This window comes from Nocardioides dokdonensis FR1436 (assembly GCF_001653335.1).
Lineage (GTDB): Bacteria > Actinomycetota > Actinomycetes > Propionibacteriales > Nocardioidaceae > Nocardioides > Nocardioides dokdonensis.
The window spans coordinates 3,303,696-3,317,839 of record NZ_CP015079.1 but is presented as its reverse complement, the minus strand read 5'-3'; the positions used below and the strand labels follow the sequence as shown (position 1 = coordinate 3,317,839).

General features: G+C 65.1%; 11 protein-coding genes and 1 pseudogene. 3 read left to right on the top strand and 9 right to left on the bottom strand.

Going from position 1 to position 14,144, the window contains the following annotated elements; genetic code table 11:
- Window positions 1–299: 299 nt before the first annotated feature.
- The gene (locus tag I601_RS15670; protein ID WP_068111705.1) at window positions 300–854 is read left to right on the top strand and encodes a TetR/AcrR family transcriptional regulator; all 555 of its coding nucleotides are present in this window, start codon (window positions 300–302) and stop codon (window positions 852–854) included.
- Between the two features lie 333 nt (window positions 855–1,187).
- Here I601_RS15670 and I601_RS15665 read toward each other — a convergent pair whose 3' ends face one another.
- Together I601_RS15665 and I601_RS15660 are read right to left on the bottom strand one after the other, a co-directional pair.
- Window positions 1,188–1,667, bottom strand: a complete 480-nt coding sequence (locus tag I601_RS15665) for a PaaI family thioesterase (RefSeq protein ID WP_068115057.1) — start codon at window positions 1,665–1,667, stop codon at window positions 1,188–1,190.
- A gap of 5 nt (window positions 1,668–1,672) precedes the next feature.
- Window positions 1,673–2,299: a TetR/AcrR family transcriptional regulator gene (locus I601_RS15660; protein ID WP_068111701.1), complete on the bottom strand. Its 627-nt coding sequence runs from the start codon at window positions 2,297–2,299 to the stop codon at window positions 1,673–1,675.
- A gap of 229 nt (window positions 2,300–2,528) precedes the next feature.
- Between I601_RS15660 and I601_RS15655 the strand changes: the two genes are divergently transcribed.
- Both I601_RS15655 and I601_RS15650 read left to right on the top strand, forming a co-directional pair.
- Window positions 2,529–3,707: a cytochrome P450 gene (locus tag I601_RS15655; protein ID WP_068111696.1), complete on the top strand. Its 1,179-nt coding sequence runs from the start codon at window positions 2,529–2,531 to the stop codon at window positions 3,705–3,707.
- Window positions 3,708–4,067: 360 nt separating this feature from the next.
- Complete coding sequence (locus I601_RS15650; protein ID WP_135268390.1) at window positions 4,068–4,607, top strand: hypothetical protein; 540 nt, start codon at window positions 4,068–4,070, stop codon at window positions 4,605–4,607.
- A gap of 319 nt (window positions 4,608–4,926) precedes the next feature.
- Here I601_RS15650 and I601_RS21740 read toward each other — a convergent pair.
- The 7 genes and pseudogenes from I601_RS21740 to brxL form a co-directional block, all read right to left on the bottom strand.
- Window positions 4,927–5,040 (bottom strand): annotated as a pseudogene (locus I601_RS21740) (MerR family transcriptional regulator); the annotation flags it as partial.
- A gap of 275 nt (window positions 5,041–5,315) precedes the next feature.
- Window positions 5,316–6,242 (bottom strand): tyrosine-type recombinase/integrase, encoded by a 927-nt coding sequence (locus tag I601_RS15645; RefSeq protein WP_084527694.1) that lies wholly within the window; start codon window positions 6,240–6,242, stop codon window positions 5,316–5,318.
- Window positions 6,243–6,386: 144 nt separating this feature from the next.
- On the bottom strand, window positions 6,387–7,526 hold the full coding sequence (locus tag I601_RS15640) for a helix-turn-helix domain-containing protein (protein ID WP_068111691.1): 1,140 nt from the start codon (window positions 7,524–7,526) through the stop codon (window positions 6,387–6,389).
- Entirely contained in the window at window positions 7,519–8,253 is a 735-nt protein-coding gene (locus tag I601_RS15635) for a hypothetical protein (RefSeq protein WP_068111689.1), read from the bottom strand. Before I601_RS15635 ends, I601_RS15640 begins: the two co-directional genes overlap by 8 nt.
- A gap of 151 nt (window positions 8,254–8,404) precedes the next feature.
- Window positions 8,405–10,135 (bottom strand): UvrD-helicase domain-containing protein, encoded by a 1,731-nt coding sequence (locus tag I601_RS15630; RefSeq protein WP_068111686.1) that lies wholly within the window; start codon window positions 10,133–10,135, stop codon window positions 8,405–8,407.
- Entirely contained in the window at window positions 10,132–11,982 is a 1,851-nt protein-coding gene (locus tag I601_RS15625; protein ID WP_068111683.1) for an ATP-dependent nuclease, read from the bottom strand. The genes I601_RS15630 and I601_RS15625 overlap by 4 nt, the downstream gene beginning before the upstream one ends.
- A complete protein-coding gene (gene brxL, locus I601_RS15620) occupies window positions 11,979–14,135 on the bottom strand; it encodes a BREX system Lon protease-like protein BrxL (protein ID WP_068111680.1) in 2,157 nt (718 codons plus the stop codon). Before brxL ends, I601_RS15625 begins: the two co-directional genes overlap by 4 nt.
- Between the last annotated feature and the right edge of the window lie 9 nt (window positions 14,136–14,144).

Below are 14,144 nucleotides of genomic sequence, written 5' to 3'. Positions count from 1 at the left end.
GTTCACCTCCACCCCTAGCGGCGAGCCGGGCCTCACGATCACCCCAGCCACAGTGGCACAGCCCACGGTACGCCGAAATACATAGGAGGAACAGGGTAGATTCGGGAAGCGCGCTATCGAGCCTTGTCAGCGTCGATTCGGCTCCGCCGGCGATCCCCGGGACGGAGAGGCGACGCCAGCATCCACACTGAGCACGGAGTGAGTTGTGTATGGAGCAACCTTCTGGCCGAACAAAGACCCCCGGGACGGCAACGCCCAGGCTCAGCCCGGGAGGTTCAGGACGCCGACCGGGGCACAGCGTGACACGCGAGCAGATAGCTCGGGCCGCTCGCGAGCAGTTCGCCGCCGGCGGCTACGACCGCGTGACCATGAGGTCAATCGCGGCACAGGCAGGCGTCGATGCCGCCCTGGTGGCATACTTCTTCGGCTCGAAACGGGAGCTCTTCGACGAGGTGACCGTCCTCTCTTTCGATTCGGCCGCGTTGAGGGCTCAGCTCCTCGACGGCGACTCCAGGGACGTCGGCGAGCGCCTAGCCAGGTGCCTGATCGAAGCCCTCGATGAAGCAGGCCGGCGGCAGCGTATCCTCGCAATCATCCGCACCGCCGGGGTCGAAGCCGACACTGCCCGCATGATTCGGGACAAGTTCACGACGGGGGTGCTGGAACCGATCGTGTCCCAGCTCGGAGCCGGGCAGGCACCATTGCGCGCCGTGCTCGTCATGTCGCAGATCCTGGGCATTGCCGTGGCTCGCCACGTCGTCGGACTCGAAGATCTGACCTCGGCAAGCCAAGACGAGCTGGTGGCCGCGTTTGCTCCTACGTTGCAGCGCTACCTGGTCGGCAACATCTCCTGACACGGCGTCCGTCTGCCCGCGGACACTCGGCCCTATCTTCGACCCGCGTCGGCTTGCAGCCTGCCCACCGCCACCCGTGGGTCGCGGCGCCTGCGCAGGCGTCCCCGGCTATGGCGCAAGAGACAGAGCAGGATTCCCCCTCGGCTAGCGGTATGGGTGCTACATGCAACAAAAAGCGGAGGGCGAGCTGGTCTCGGTGGAGACAATCGAGCAGGAGCTGACGTTGTTGGTGCGTGGCGCCCAGAAGGTGCACTTGCGCGGCGGGATCGAGCGGCCCCCACGAGCGCGGCTCGGAACCCTCTGGTCCGGAAGAACGGCGCCGGACTGTCTGCGTCAGATTGGCAAGCCCTGGTTGAAGTGGGTCACGTCCACAGAAAGGAAGAGGGCCGAGGCGGAGGCGACACGTGACCCTCCGAGCTGCTTCATGTCGGCTTCCATGAAGAGTTTGCGCCCTTCTGTGCGGGTGACCCTGGCGGCGAGGTCGTAGGTAGTGCCGAGGATGACCGGTGAGTCGTAGAGCACCTCGAGCTTCCGGGTCACCGCAGGACCGCCCGTGAGGTAGAGCAGGAACCCGAAGAGGTCGTCGAAAACGGTTGCTACGGCACCGCCGTGGGCGATCCCGGGTGCGCCCACGTGACGTTCATCGAAGACGTGGGTCGCGTGCACCTCCTCTCCTCGACGATTGACGGTGAGGTGGTGGCCGTGCGGGTTGTCGGGTCCACAGGCGAGGCAGAGGGTGTGGTGCGGGGGAAGTTGAGCACCATCAGCGTGCAGCCGGAACTTCTCGTTCCAGCTGGCGAGGAGCTCCTCCATGCTGCTCACAGCGGGTCACCCCGCCGCTGGTCGCGACTGCCAGGTGTCGCGAGACCGTCGAGGACCAGCTCGGTGATCGCGGCGGAGAACCGTGCTGCGTCGGCGGACGGGTCGGCGGAGGGCCCCTCGACGGCCGCGCTGAGGCCAGCGACGGTGATGGCACCGAAGACGCTCAAGGCCACGGCTGCCGGGTCGGCGACCTGGCGCAGGGACCCGTCGGAGACACCGTCAGCCAATAGTTGCTCGATCGGTTCGTAGAAGGCAGTCCGCAGTGCCGCCGCCAACTCGGGCAGCCGGGTCGCGCGTCCGAGGTCGCCGACCAGTGCCCGGCACAAGGACGGGTGCTCGAGCATCACGCCCAGCTGCGCCAGCACAGCCGCCTCGAGTCGGGTCCGCGCGTTCTCCTCACTCGTGACCGCAACACCGACGGCTCCGGCGATCATGTCCAACAGGTCGCCGAGGAGAAACTCCAGCACGGCATTCTTGCCGTCGAGGTGGTAGTAGATCGTGGCCTTGGGGATGCCCGTGGCTTCGGCGATGTCTTCGATCTTGGTGCCGTCCAGACCGCGCTCCGCGATCAGCTCCGCCGCCCCGTAGAGCTGACTGGCCAACTTCGCCGGAAGCTTCCTCATCCCACACGTCTCCGTTCGGGTGCCGTCGATCTCGGTGAGGTCGCGGGTCTCGACCTATGCGACATCGTATGTTGTACTCACAGTACAAACCAAGAGTTCAGAAGATGACGCGGCCCACCGAGCGACGGTCGGTGGGCGGCACGGTCGTCGCCCCCGCCCACTGTCCGTACTCGACATCGATCACAGCCGAGGGCTGCGGATGAAGGAGCGACCGCGAAGGAGATGTTCGATGAGCGATCAGCCACTGACCTACAGCCCGTTCGACGCCGAGGTGATAGCTGACCCCTATCCCGTCTACCGAGAGCTGCGGGCCAACTCCCCGGCCCACTGGTCGCGCGAGGCCAACTCGTGGGTACTCAGCCGGTACGACGACGTCTCCGCCGCCCTGGCCGACCCGGCGACGTACTCCTCAGCGTCGGGCATCTTCCCAACCCCACCCGGGGTCGACATGACGGAACTGTTCCTGCCGATGCTCATCATGAGCGATCCACCCCGGCACACCCAGCTGCGCCAGATCGTCAGTCGAGCCTTCACCCCGCGTCGCATCGCAGCGCTCGAGCCGCACATCGAGACCTTGGTCAAGGACCTCCTCGACCAAACTCCGGAGGCAGGCAATTGGGAGTTCGTCTCCGGGTTCGCCGGCCCGCTTCCCGCCATCGTCATCGCGGACATGCTCGGCGTTCCGCGTGACGACCGTGATCAGTTCCGGGCATGGTCCACCACGCTGATCCAGTCGAATCCTGTCCGAGGAGAGTTCGGCGCCGGGCTGGATGCCGCCGCCGCGCTCTACGAGTACTTCACAGCCTTCCTCGCCGAGCGACGCGCGCACCCTCAAGACGACCTCATGACGGCACTCGTCCAGGCCGAAGTCGACGGCGAGTACCTCAGCGAAGAAGAGCTGCTCGGGTTCTGCCTACTGCTGCTCGTCGCCGGGCACGAGACCACCACCAACCTACTCTCCAACAGCGCCGTGGTGCTCGCCCAGCACCCCGATGTCCGACAGCAGCTGGCGGACGACCCAGAACTCGTGCCGGCCGCGGTCGAGGAACTACTTCGCTTCGACTCACCCGTCCAGGGCCTCGCGCGAACCCTCACCGCGCCGGTGGAGCTGCACGGGGAAAGCATGCAGACCGGTGACACGGTGCTGCTTCTCTTCGGTTCGGCCAACCGCGACGATCACGCCTTTCCCCACGCAGACCGCTTCGACGTCAACCGGCACCCCGAACGACAGGTTGCCTTCGGACGCGGCATCCACTTCTGCCTCGGCGCATCCTTGGCCCGCCTCGAAGCACGCATCGCTCTCCAGACACTGCTGACTCGCCGTCCTGACTGGGACGTCGACCTCGACGCGGCCGTCAGGCTCCACTCCGGCCCGATCCGGGGCTACATCTCGCTGCCCATGCAGTAGACGCCCAACGCGGAACGGACGACATACGAGACGATCCGCGATCGACCCGCACCGTGTCCTCGACACCGAGGACGTCGCAGACGCTCCGCTGGCTCCTGGCACGGGTCGTCCACCGCAGAGCCGAGCCAAGCACCTACGGCGACCTCCAAGACTGGGAGGGCACGGTCATCGAGGGCTGCGGCATGCCGTCGAGACGCTCCGGGAATGCTGTGGTCACGACCCTGTGCGAACGTCAACTTCGCCGCCGTTTCGTCACGGTCTGGTCGACCACTCCGCCGGTCCGCACACGCGCGAGTGCGGACTCCTGTCCCGGTCCGAGGACGTCCGCTGACCAGTAGCCGCGCGGGTACCCTGAGACGCATGCCCTACCGTCGCTGGACCCGGCTCGGGATAGTCGCCGTGGCCAGCCACCTCGGCTACGAGCTAGCCGTCGGGGTCGGGGTGCCGGGTGCCCCGCGGATCGGCGTGCGGCCCGCCGTCGCGGGGTACGCCCTGGCGACCGCCGGCGCCTACCGGACCGCCGGTCGTCTCCCTGGCCCGCGCGGAGACCGTAGGTTCGCGGCCGCGAACGGGCTGTTCGCGGCCGCGGTGATCTCGCACTATGCGAGCTGGCCGCGGGCGACCTGGCACGGACTCCCCTGGCTGGTGGAGTGCGAGGGGATCGAGGGCGTGTTGATCGTTCCCTACAACATGGTGCTCCAGGTGTCGGCCGTGGCCGTCGTGGGCGGACTGGTCGAGAACCTCAGCGCCTGGCCGTGGGCGCTCGCGGCCGGCCTCGTCGCCGTACCGGCACTGCGCTGGCTGACACCGCGCGAGTACGACCGTCTGCTGGCGCAAGCGGCCGCCCAGCCGGGCTGGTGGAACCGGCGGCTGGCAATCCGGATGCGAAGCGGCAGCTAAGAAGGCATGGGCACCGACAGATACCAAGCAGTCACGGACGGCACGGTTCATGAGCTCACGCGTACGGGCACGCTTCTGCGGGTCGAGGCCGGGTCGGCTCGCGACGAGGTCGGGAAGACCTGGTCGAGGATCTAGTCCATCCCCTCCGCCTGGACGAGCCCGTCTCGGCCAATGCCCATCAGCGAGTCCCGGAGATGCTCGGGTAGAGCACGTCTGCGTCGCAGAGGACGACGAACAGCACCGTCAAGCACGCCCTTCTCCGGGTCAGTCCGTCGGCGGCGTCGCGGGGCGGCCCCTGTTCATCACGCCCAGTAGACCATCAGGGGCTGGCCTTGATCCGGCGGTGCTTGCCGACCTTGCGGTACTCGTGGTCGCCGGCGGCGAGCAGACCGATGAGGCAGGGCCGGCTGACGTTGAGGAGCTCTGCGGCCTGCTGGGTGGCGAGCTCGACTGCGCCAGCACAACAAGCGTCTCCTTGGGGTCGCGGCCGGGAGGAGTCGGATGACGCTGTCGGGGTGGGTGGCGAGGTCGTCCTTGACGTGCGGCGCGGCGCGACGGCGGCGCTGCCGGGGTTGGACGGGACGAGTGGTCAATGCGGTCATGGTGCTTCTTTTCTCGAGGCGGGCACGAATTCGCAATACTCGAAGCAAACGGAGCGTTTCAATCTTCGGGTGGGTCTTCTTCCGCTCTCCCGAGGCTCCAACGCGTTCACAGGTTCCCGAGGTCGAGACGCCGGGCTTCGGCGGCGGCGCGTTCGCTGGCGTTGGCGCGGGTGTAGCGGATGAGCATCTCGACGCGGGTCCAGCCGGCCATGGCCATCAGGCCGGACTCGGAGCCGCCGGCGGCCAGCCAGCGGTGGGCCGCGGTGTGGCGGAGTCGGTGGGGTCGGAACCCGGTGATGCCGGCTCGTTCGGCGCGTCGGCGCAGGGAGCGGTAGAGGGCGTCGGCGGCGAGCCCGCAGCGACGTTCGCCGAGCCAGAGTTCTTCGCGATCGGCATGGGGCTGGGTGGTGCGAACGGCGAGGTAGGTGCGGATCGCGGTAGCTGTGGCCTGGCCGATGGGGATGACGCGGCCGCGGCCGCCCTTGCCGCGCCGGATCGTGACGAGGCCAGTCGCGAGGTCGAGGTCGCCCGCGGTGAGGGCGATGACCTCGCTGAGCCGGATCCCGGTCTCGGCCATCAGCCGGATGATTGCCTCGTCGCGGGCGTGCCGTAGCGGACGCGCCGTCGCGGGAACGTCGGCGGCCTCCGGCTGGCAGGTCTGCAGGAGCGCGCGGACCTGCGCGACAGTGAGCGGGTCGACCACGGGCTGGTCCAGCTTGGGCGAGGTCATGCCCTGGAACGGGGCACCATCCAGGTGCCCGACTGCGAGAAGCCAGGCAGCGTAGCGGCGCACGGCCTGTTGCCGGATCCGCGCCGTGCTGGGCGACCGACCGGCAGCCAGCATGGTCGTGATCCAGGTCTGCAGGCTGGTGCGTCGCATCGGCGGCAGGTCCTGGGTCTCGGTCCAGGTCAGGTAGCGGCCGACGGCGTCGAGGTAGAGGGCGATCGTCTTGGGGCTCTTGCGCTCGGAGGTGAGCGCGAGGCGCCACTCGGGCAGGAGGTCGCGGGCGGTGGTGGTAGTGAGGTCAGTCATGGCGACAACCGACCAGCGGGCCGTCAGCGTCACGCGCTCAGCAAAGGCCGACGACTACGACGCGAAGCGGGGACGTGGTTGGTCCGGATAACTCAGCCATAGGTGGTACCGGGTCGAATCCCGCAGACCCTGCCGCCGCCCGGCTCATCGCACAACGCTGAGCACCGGACGAGGGTCGTCCTCGCCGAGGACCTCACTCAGATGCGAAGCGGTCCAGCAGAGTTCGATGGCCAGTTCACGCCTAGTGAGTCCGTGTCGCTCAGCAAGTTCCAGTGCCTCTCGCAAGAGGGACGGCACCTCACCCTTGTACGTCGAGATCGGCTCATCACGTCGGAACTCCGCCGTCGCGCTGAGACGCTGATGAGCGCGACGCACCGACAAGTCGGAGACCACGCGAAGCTCACCCATACGGCGGATCAGGGACTCCACTGAGACACCCCACTCGCCACTCAACTTCTCGAGTGCTGCGATTCGCATGGTGCGCGGGAGCAGCGGTTCAATCTCTGCTTTCGGCGTGAGGAGCTCGGCGGCGAATTCGTCTGCCTCCCTTTCCTGCTGCCGGTCGCCGGGCAGCGGGTTGGCATGCAGGAGCAGGTGCCCAAGCTCGTGCGCACAGGTAAACCGGTACCGGTAGATCGACTGAGCCCGCTCGGGCGTGATGATCACGAGTGGGCGGCCAAGCGCGTCAGTCGAATAGGCGCTCACGCGGCCCACGGACTGGTTCGTCATTGGAATCAGGCTCACCACAACGCCTCGCGACTCCATCGTCGCGACCAGGTGTGGGAGCGGACCCCGCCCGATTCCCCATTCCTGACGAAGCAGTCGTGCCGCCTGAGCAGGCGGAGTGCCCTCGCCCACCGCCGGCAAGTCAACCTCGGGTAGGCGTATGCGCTTCTCGAGCGCGTACGTCAGTTCCCACAGTTGTTCTGCATGAGTGGCGGCCTTGGCCCGATCCTTTGCCCGCGTTGACCGAAGGCTGCGGAAGTGTGCGTTGGCAGCATCGAGTCGACCGATCGGCCGACCCGCTGCAAAGAACGCGACCGGGACCTTCAAGATGCGCGACAGCTCTGGGAGTAGTTCAGGGCGTGGCTTGGTGGCCCCTGCTTCGTACTGACCAACCGCTGCCGCCGAAACATCGAGCTCGTCGGCCAACTCGCCCTTCGTCAGCTCCGCCAGTACGCGGGCTTGGGTGAGGCGAGCACAGTCGAAGGCTCGTGCAACCTCACGGAGGCTGCTCCCACGGTCTCCGAAGAGTTGCAGTTCGCCCTGGGTCTCGTCACTCATCGTCGGATGCGGGAACGCCGGACTCGTCGTCAGGCTCGGATTGGAGACGGATCACCTTCGCCGGCGGCTCGCCCGCGGTAAATGTCTTCTCGCTCTCCACGACGCCCGCAGGGCCAGACACCGAGACGTCCATCAAGTTCTCGCTGAAGCCCCATTCCAAGCGACCGTCGCTGGTGAAGGTAACCCCACCCCAGCTCATCGCATGTAGCCCCATCGGGGAACTGGAAATTGCCACGACGACGACCCTGTTGGCCGTCACCAACGAATCGCTGATGGCGGCCTCGACCGCTTCCGCGAGTTCCTGCTCTTCGGCAGTGAGGCCAGGACCAGGGACGCCCAGATCGAGCTCACCCTGGGTGACAGAGGCGCCCAGCGCGAATACCGCCGCGCGGGCGTCGGAAGTGACGAACGGCGTCAACGCAAGGTCTTCATCCCGGTCGCGCCCATACCGCCACGGAAACAGCGCGACACCGTTGATGACCGGGATCTTGTAGGGCGCACGCCCGGGCGGCAGGAGGGTCGCGTGCGGGAGACTGCCCAGCTCTTCGAAGCGCTCCAAGATGCCCCGCCAGAACTCGCCGTACACACCCCGACTGCGGTGACCAGAGGCTTCCTGCGCGTCAGCGGATGCGGTGTGCTCCGCTCGGACGAGCTCAGCAACGCGCTCGCGGATGTGGACACCCTGCGAACCAAATGTCTCGATAGCCCAGCGGCGACCTTCGTCCACGAGCACGTCCTCTCTAGGTGACTGCCCTCAACCTACCAGAACGCTTTAGATTTGCACGCGATGGGGACTTCTTTGCTTCATCGGCGCGTCGGAGTGCCGTTAGCTGCCCACCGGGCCTGAGTTCATGCAGGCCGCGTCGGAGTCGGGGCAATCACGCCGCGGCGCCTTCGGAGTTGCCCGCCCCGGACAACGGTGGCGCAGCGTTCGGGCGAACGATCATGACGCGATGGCGGGCCCTGGTGATCCCCACCCGGAGCAGCCGGCGCGTTGCCGCAAACGGAGGCTTCTCCCATCGATCGTTGAAGAACGACCCGGAATATTGGCCTTCGACGATGACGACCCCGTCGAACTCCTTCCCCTTGGACTTGTGGAGCGTCATAAGCACGACTCCGCGCGGCTCAGTCTCGATGGCCATTAGCCGGCCGAGGTTGAGCGTCCGCCTAACCACGGTCCGGGCATCGCGGTAGGTCCCCGTCTCTGCCCACAGGGCCGACAGGCGCCCCCCGATCTCGTCGGTGGCTCGGAAGAGCCTCACGAAGCGAGCAGCCGTGAAGAGCTCGGCGAGCTTGTCGCTGGATCCCAGCACCCCTCGCGCCATCAACCAATCTTCGACCGAGTCGCCACGGAACAAGAGCCCGGTGACGCAAGCGGCCTTCACTGCCTTGGCGCCATTCGAGCGCGGCTCCTTACCCTCCCTCACGCGCGTGGCAGCCGCACGGTAGCTGGCCGCGTCCCGCTGCGCCGACTTGCTCGGATGCTCGGCGTTCTTCATCTCATAGAAGTCGGCGATTGCCTCCAAGGTGCTCGCCGCCGAAGCGACGGCGTCATTCAACGGCCACTCAAGGATCGACGCAACGACCTGCGCGGCCGCAGCGGTTAGCTCGGCGTCCCAGACGACGTGGTGATCCACCGGCTTGCATGACTGCTTGCTGTACGTATGTGACTTGCCCAGCATGAGGGAGATGTCACCAACGTAGGAGTTGGATCGAGCGAGGACAGCAACACTGGGAGAGTCGATCCCGGCCTTGCGAAGCTTCGACAGCAACCAGATGACGGCGGCGTGCACCGTGGCCTCGTGATTGTTGGGGTACGTCCTAACCTGCTTTACATCGTCGGTCACGGGCGGTACCTCGTTCGCCATCACTGCGTCCGCGAACGCCAAGATTCCCGCGTTTGGGCTGCGGTGATTGTCGCTACCGAAGTTGAACTCCTGCGGGGCGAACCTCGCCCTGAACTGGTTCAGCCGTTCCGGATCGATGTCTGCGTGGTAGTCAAAGATCCGTTGGTCAGGATCTGCGAGCGTGATGAGGCTGCTGCCCCGCGCGACCTGCTTCACCAGAGCCCATTGGGCATCGTCAGTGTCCTGGAACTCGTCAAGGATGATGACCGGATAGGTGTCCGAGATCAGCTCACGCACGCTTGCTGACCGGACCAGCAGGGCTGCCGCACATCCTGCGAAGGTCGAGAAGGCATACAGCCCGTCTTCAGAAGCCAGGCGTTGCACCTCGGTCGACCATTCACCGTCAAAGCGAGACTTCGCGAGCCGCTCCGGACCGGGAAACAGGATGGTTGGGCACTTACCGTTGAGGAGACGACCATGGCTCTTTAGGATTTCCATGCAGAAGGCGTGATAGGTCTTCACCGCTATGTGCTTGCGCTCGCCGGCAGTCAGGATGTCTTTGCACCCGATGAGTACCTGCCTCACGGCAGCACGGGAAAAGCTCAAGAAGAGGACCTCTTGGCCGGGCTTCAACGCAGGTATGAGCCGCTGGGCCTTGAGAAGCGCGAGCGTGGTCTTCCCTGATCCGGGACCTCCGGTGACGAGCACGGTCCCGTCTGCTGCGAGAGCACACTTCCCGACATCGGAGAGGTTGATGGTCATTCCGATTCCTCGGTCACCTCGGACGCGGAATCCTCTGCGGTCTCAGTCGCAGGCAGTTTTGGCATGAGCACCTCGTTGATGCGCTCCAGCGCGATGACCAAGAACTCGGGGAGCTCGTCTCTGCCCTGGCAATGCTCGATCAGCAGCGCAGCGTAGCCATAGGCATCACCCTTGCGGGCCTTCAGAACCTTCAACGCGATGCCGGCAAGGTCCGCGTCGCCCACCGTCGCGTCGTAGGTGGCCTGGTGCACGGGAAAGTCGGAAAGCTGAACGGCGCTGTCCAAGAACCGCCGCAGGACAGCCGTGGGCACCTGGGCGACGATTAGGTCTTCGACCCCCTTGACCGTCGACTCCCAGAATTCCTCGAACGATGTGAGCGCTGTGCCGTTGTCCCCCGTGTACGGCGGATCCTGCTTGTCGACCATTCCGAACGGAACCTTCCCCAGTGTCCGAAAGATCGGTGCCCAGCGAGGGACGTCGCCGTCGCCGTTTGCGGTGAAGACGGTGATGCCAGCCAAGTCGGGGTGGACGTAGACAGGATCCGACAGTTCTAGAACAGCAGCGGCGACCGGAATGATGGATGCCTCGGTCTCGCCCTCTACGACGATGACCCCACGGCTGAGGATTGCCTCGGAGAACTGACGCCGCTGAGTGCGGTAGCTCTTCAGCTTGATGCCAGCAGGGTCAATCGGCGCGCCGTCGACTGCACTCGCGTGGTCGTGACTGAGCATCACGATCTCGTTCGGCTCAAACTGCTCGATGACGTAGGGCGAGTGCGACGTCACGATGGCCTGCCCCATCTCCCGTTTCACAAAGCGAGTCACTCGACGTTGCGTGTGGGGAGGCAGCGCGATCTCGGGCTCCTCCATTGCGAAGATCACCGACTGCTGTTCCTTCAGGTCTGCGATCAAAGTGAGCAGGGCAAAGACCAAGAGGTTGACTGTCCCCATCCCTTGCCGGTTAAAGGGCACTGGGTGGTCGCTCGGGCCGGTGGCGACGAAGAGCCTCACCACTTCACGCAGGTGCTCGCGGGTCAGATCAGAGGCGAAGAACGCTGTGGCATCCTCGCCGTCGGCCAGCCGAACAAATCCGCCCGCACGCTCACGGATCTGCGTCAGAAGGAGCTCCAGATCAGGGATCGCTCCGATGGATGGATCAAGGTCCCGCATTTGCCGCAGGGTCTCCATCCACATCTCTGCGGAACCCTCTTCGCTCAGCCTGAGTACGGTATCCAAGAGTGAGCCACGCTGAAGGCCGAGCGCCCGTGAGCCGGTACGCAGCGCTCGAAGGTAGACGAACCCGCATAGGCGCTTGTGGGTACGGGTGAAGCGGTCGCGCCCCTGGCCGAGAGATAGGGCCCTCTCCTCATCGAGGTCGTCGGGCTCAGGGAGCGGGTGCTCGAAGTACGTGTCTGCTTCAAAGTCGTCTTCAGCGGCGTCGTAACGGGCACGGAACGAGACCGGCAGCGCCCACACGACGCCTTCGTCGTCGGAGTGATCGGCCCCATCGTTGAGCTCATCGACGAACGTCTGATCGACGTCATTCCATCTCCGAAGGTGCCCGCCGAAGCGCCGAAGCGCCTCATCGGAGAGCTCGATCAAGATTGCTCGGATGACGATAGGGATGGAGTTCTTATCCTCATCGACGTACAGACTCCGATGGAAGTCGTGCTCATCAACGACTGGGCGTCGGTTGAGACGCTCCGGCCCCAGTACAAGATCGAGGGCCTCGCATACCGTTGACTTGCCGACATTATTCCCTCCGACCAACAGCGTGTTGTCGGCGAATTCGACGTTCCCGGCACTGATGCCTCGGAAATTCTCGATCTCTAACTGCCGGACCTTCATCCGTGCGACCCAGCTGCTGGTTCGCGGATATAGGTCACACCGAAGGCCTTGACCTGGCGGTACTGCTGGAGCTTTGCCGCGAGATCGAACGCATCGTTGGAGGCGTACTGGAAGATGTCGAGGCCGCGACCAAGATTGATGCGCCAACCGGAGTTGGCGACGATCGAACGGTCGTGGATCGTCGCGTCGAACCTGACGTCGAGGGTGATGCCGGCGACCGCCGCGGCCTGCTTGACGCGGAGCAGGAACTCCATCTGCTTCTGAAGCTTCTCAGGGCCGTCGGTGCTCTCACTCGTCACGAGCAGGACCTTCACCTCGTCGGCGGGATCCTTGCCGACCGCGAGTGCCTCGACAAGCTCCATGAGGTTCCGAGCCTGATGAAACTGCCGGACGTAAGGGTCCGTGATCGTGATCTCCGTAGCGCCGCGCAGGTACGGAATGAGCAAGTTCTCGTACGAGACTCCGCGCTGGTTCTCCTGGAACTCGCTGTGTCCCTCGAACAGCGGATCAGGCTTCGGAGGGGCGACCCCGGGCGGCGCATCACCCACCGCTCCCGCGCCCTCCGACGGCTCGGTGTCCGCCGACTCCCCGTGGCGAGTCTGGTGGTAGTACGCCGGGTACTCGTCCTCCTCCAAGGTGGTGACGGCAGTCCACTCGCCAGCCTTGTCGAGGTATCCGAACTTCACGTCGGCCATCGTCGAGTCGATCCGCAGGATCTGGTCCTTAACGCGCTTGCGCCCCTCGATGGCAAAGCGAAGGATCTCGGCGATCTCCTCCTTGGTCGCTTCCCCGTGGGGGTAGAGGATCTTCATCAGCCCGGAGAAGGTCTTGTGGATCCCATCGCGGTCGCGGGTGGAGATGTCCGAGCCGAGCGTGAAGTGCTGCTGGTAGCGGTCGGAGTAGTCCGCGTTGCGCATCGACTTGAGGACTTCGGCGATGTAGTCAACGACAAAGCCGTAGCCGTCGGAGAACATCTCGCCGCGGATGGTGTCGACTTCCCAGCCGGGGATGTAGTGGTGGAGGCGGTCGAGATACGCCGCGTCGTGGTAGCTCTCTGGCAACTCGTCGAACAGGTCAGAGTGCTTGAGCATGTACGGCACGTTGTGCGACGTGTTGCCGACGAAGACCATCGACGCCTCTGCGCCGAGCGTCTCCACACCGCGCGAGAACGACTTGTTCGCCATGTAGTTCTTCATGATGTCGACGAGCGCCTTGTCCGTGCGCTTCTTCTTGCCGGCGAACTCGTCGAACGCGACGACGTCCCAGTAGCCGACGAGACCGATCCGCCCGTTGGAGTTGTTGACGAAAAGCTTGGGGACCGTGACCTCGCCACCCGAGATGAGCATGCCGTGCGGCGAGAACTCCGAGAAGATGTGTGACTTGCCGGTGCCCTTGGGGCCGAGCTCAACGAGGTTGTAGTTGCGCTCTACGAACGGGATCAGACGTACGAGCTGGATGAGCTTTGCCCGACGACCGAAGAGCTCCGGGTTGAACCCGATCGACTGGATCAGCAGGTCGATCCACTCGTCGGTGGTGAACTCCCGACGTGAGGTGGTGTAGCTATCGAAGTCGAAATTCGAGAGCTGAATCGGCTTCAGCGAACCCAGCTGCCACGGGCTGACTCGCGCGTCGTCGAAGTGGAAGTAGTCGATGTCGCAGATGCACCACACGCCGCCGACGAGGAGCTTGGGGTGGGCGTTGACGGTGGACGACTCGACGATCACTCCCTTGATGCCGAGGTTTGAGAACTCGGCCTCGTACCGGTCCTCCTTGTCGTTGAGCGAGACGGCGACCTTGTCGATGATCTTGTAGCGACCGCGCTCGCGGATCGTCGACTTCACCAGCTCGGACTGGTTCCGATGGACATAGTGATCGGCAAGGATCTGGCGGACCGACCCGATGCCCGCCTGGATCGTGGCTTCGTCGTCAGATGCGGCGTACTGGCCGAGCAGGTACTCAAGGACGTACGACGGCACGATCGCGTTGCCCTTGACGGCCTTGACCAGGTCCTTGCGGACGACGAGACCCGCGAAGTGCTGGTTGATCTTCTTGTCGAGCGCTGTCTGCTCTGGAGTCTCGTCGCTCGTGTCCTCGGCGGCGACTCCTGTCGGGAAGTCGTCGTCGATCGCTTGCAGATCGGTGTCTTCAGTCATCCCAGCCGC

What these genes read in the sequence shown, in the direction of transcription:
- I601_RS15630 (WP_068111686.1), bottom strand. Translation starts at nt 10,135, where the DNA reads ATGACCATCAACCTCTCCGATGTCGGGAAGTGTGCTCTCGCAGCAGAC.
- I601_RS15655 (WP_068111696.1), top strand. Translation starts at nt 2,529, where the DNA reads ATGAGCGATCAGCCACTGACCTACAGCCCGTTCGACGCCGAGGTGATA.
- brxL (WP_068111680.1), bottom strand. Translation starts at nt 14,135, where the DNA reads ATGACTGAAGACACCGATCTGCAAGCGATCGACGACGACTTCCCGACA.
- I601_RS15665 (WP_068115057.1), bottom strand. Translation starts at nt 1,667, where the DNA reads ATGGAGGAGCTCCTCGCCAGCTGGAACGAGAAGTTCCGGCTGCACGCT.
- I601_RS15650 (WP_135268390.1), top strand. Translation starts at nt 4,068, where the DNA reads ATGCCCTACCGTCGCTGGACCCGGCTCGGGATAGTCGCCGTGGCCAGC.
- I601_RS15645 (WP_084527694.1), bottom strand. Translation starts at nt 6,242, where the DNA reads ATGACTGACCTCACTACCACCACCGCCCGCGACCTCCTGCCCGAGTGG.
- I601_RS15640 (WP_068111691.1), bottom strand. Translation starts at nt 7,526, where the DNA reads ATGAGTGACGAGACCCAGGGCGAACTGCAACTCTTCGGAGACCGTGGG.
- I601_RS15625 (WP_068111683.1), bottom strand. Translation starts at nt 11,982, where the DNA reads ATGAAGGTCCGGCAGTTAGAGATCGAGAATTTCCGAGGCATCAGTGCC.
- I601_RS15660 (WP_068111701.1), bottom strand. Translation starts at nt 2,299, where the DNA reads ATGAGGAAGCTTCCGGCGAAGTTGGCCAGTCAGCTCTACGGGGCGGCG.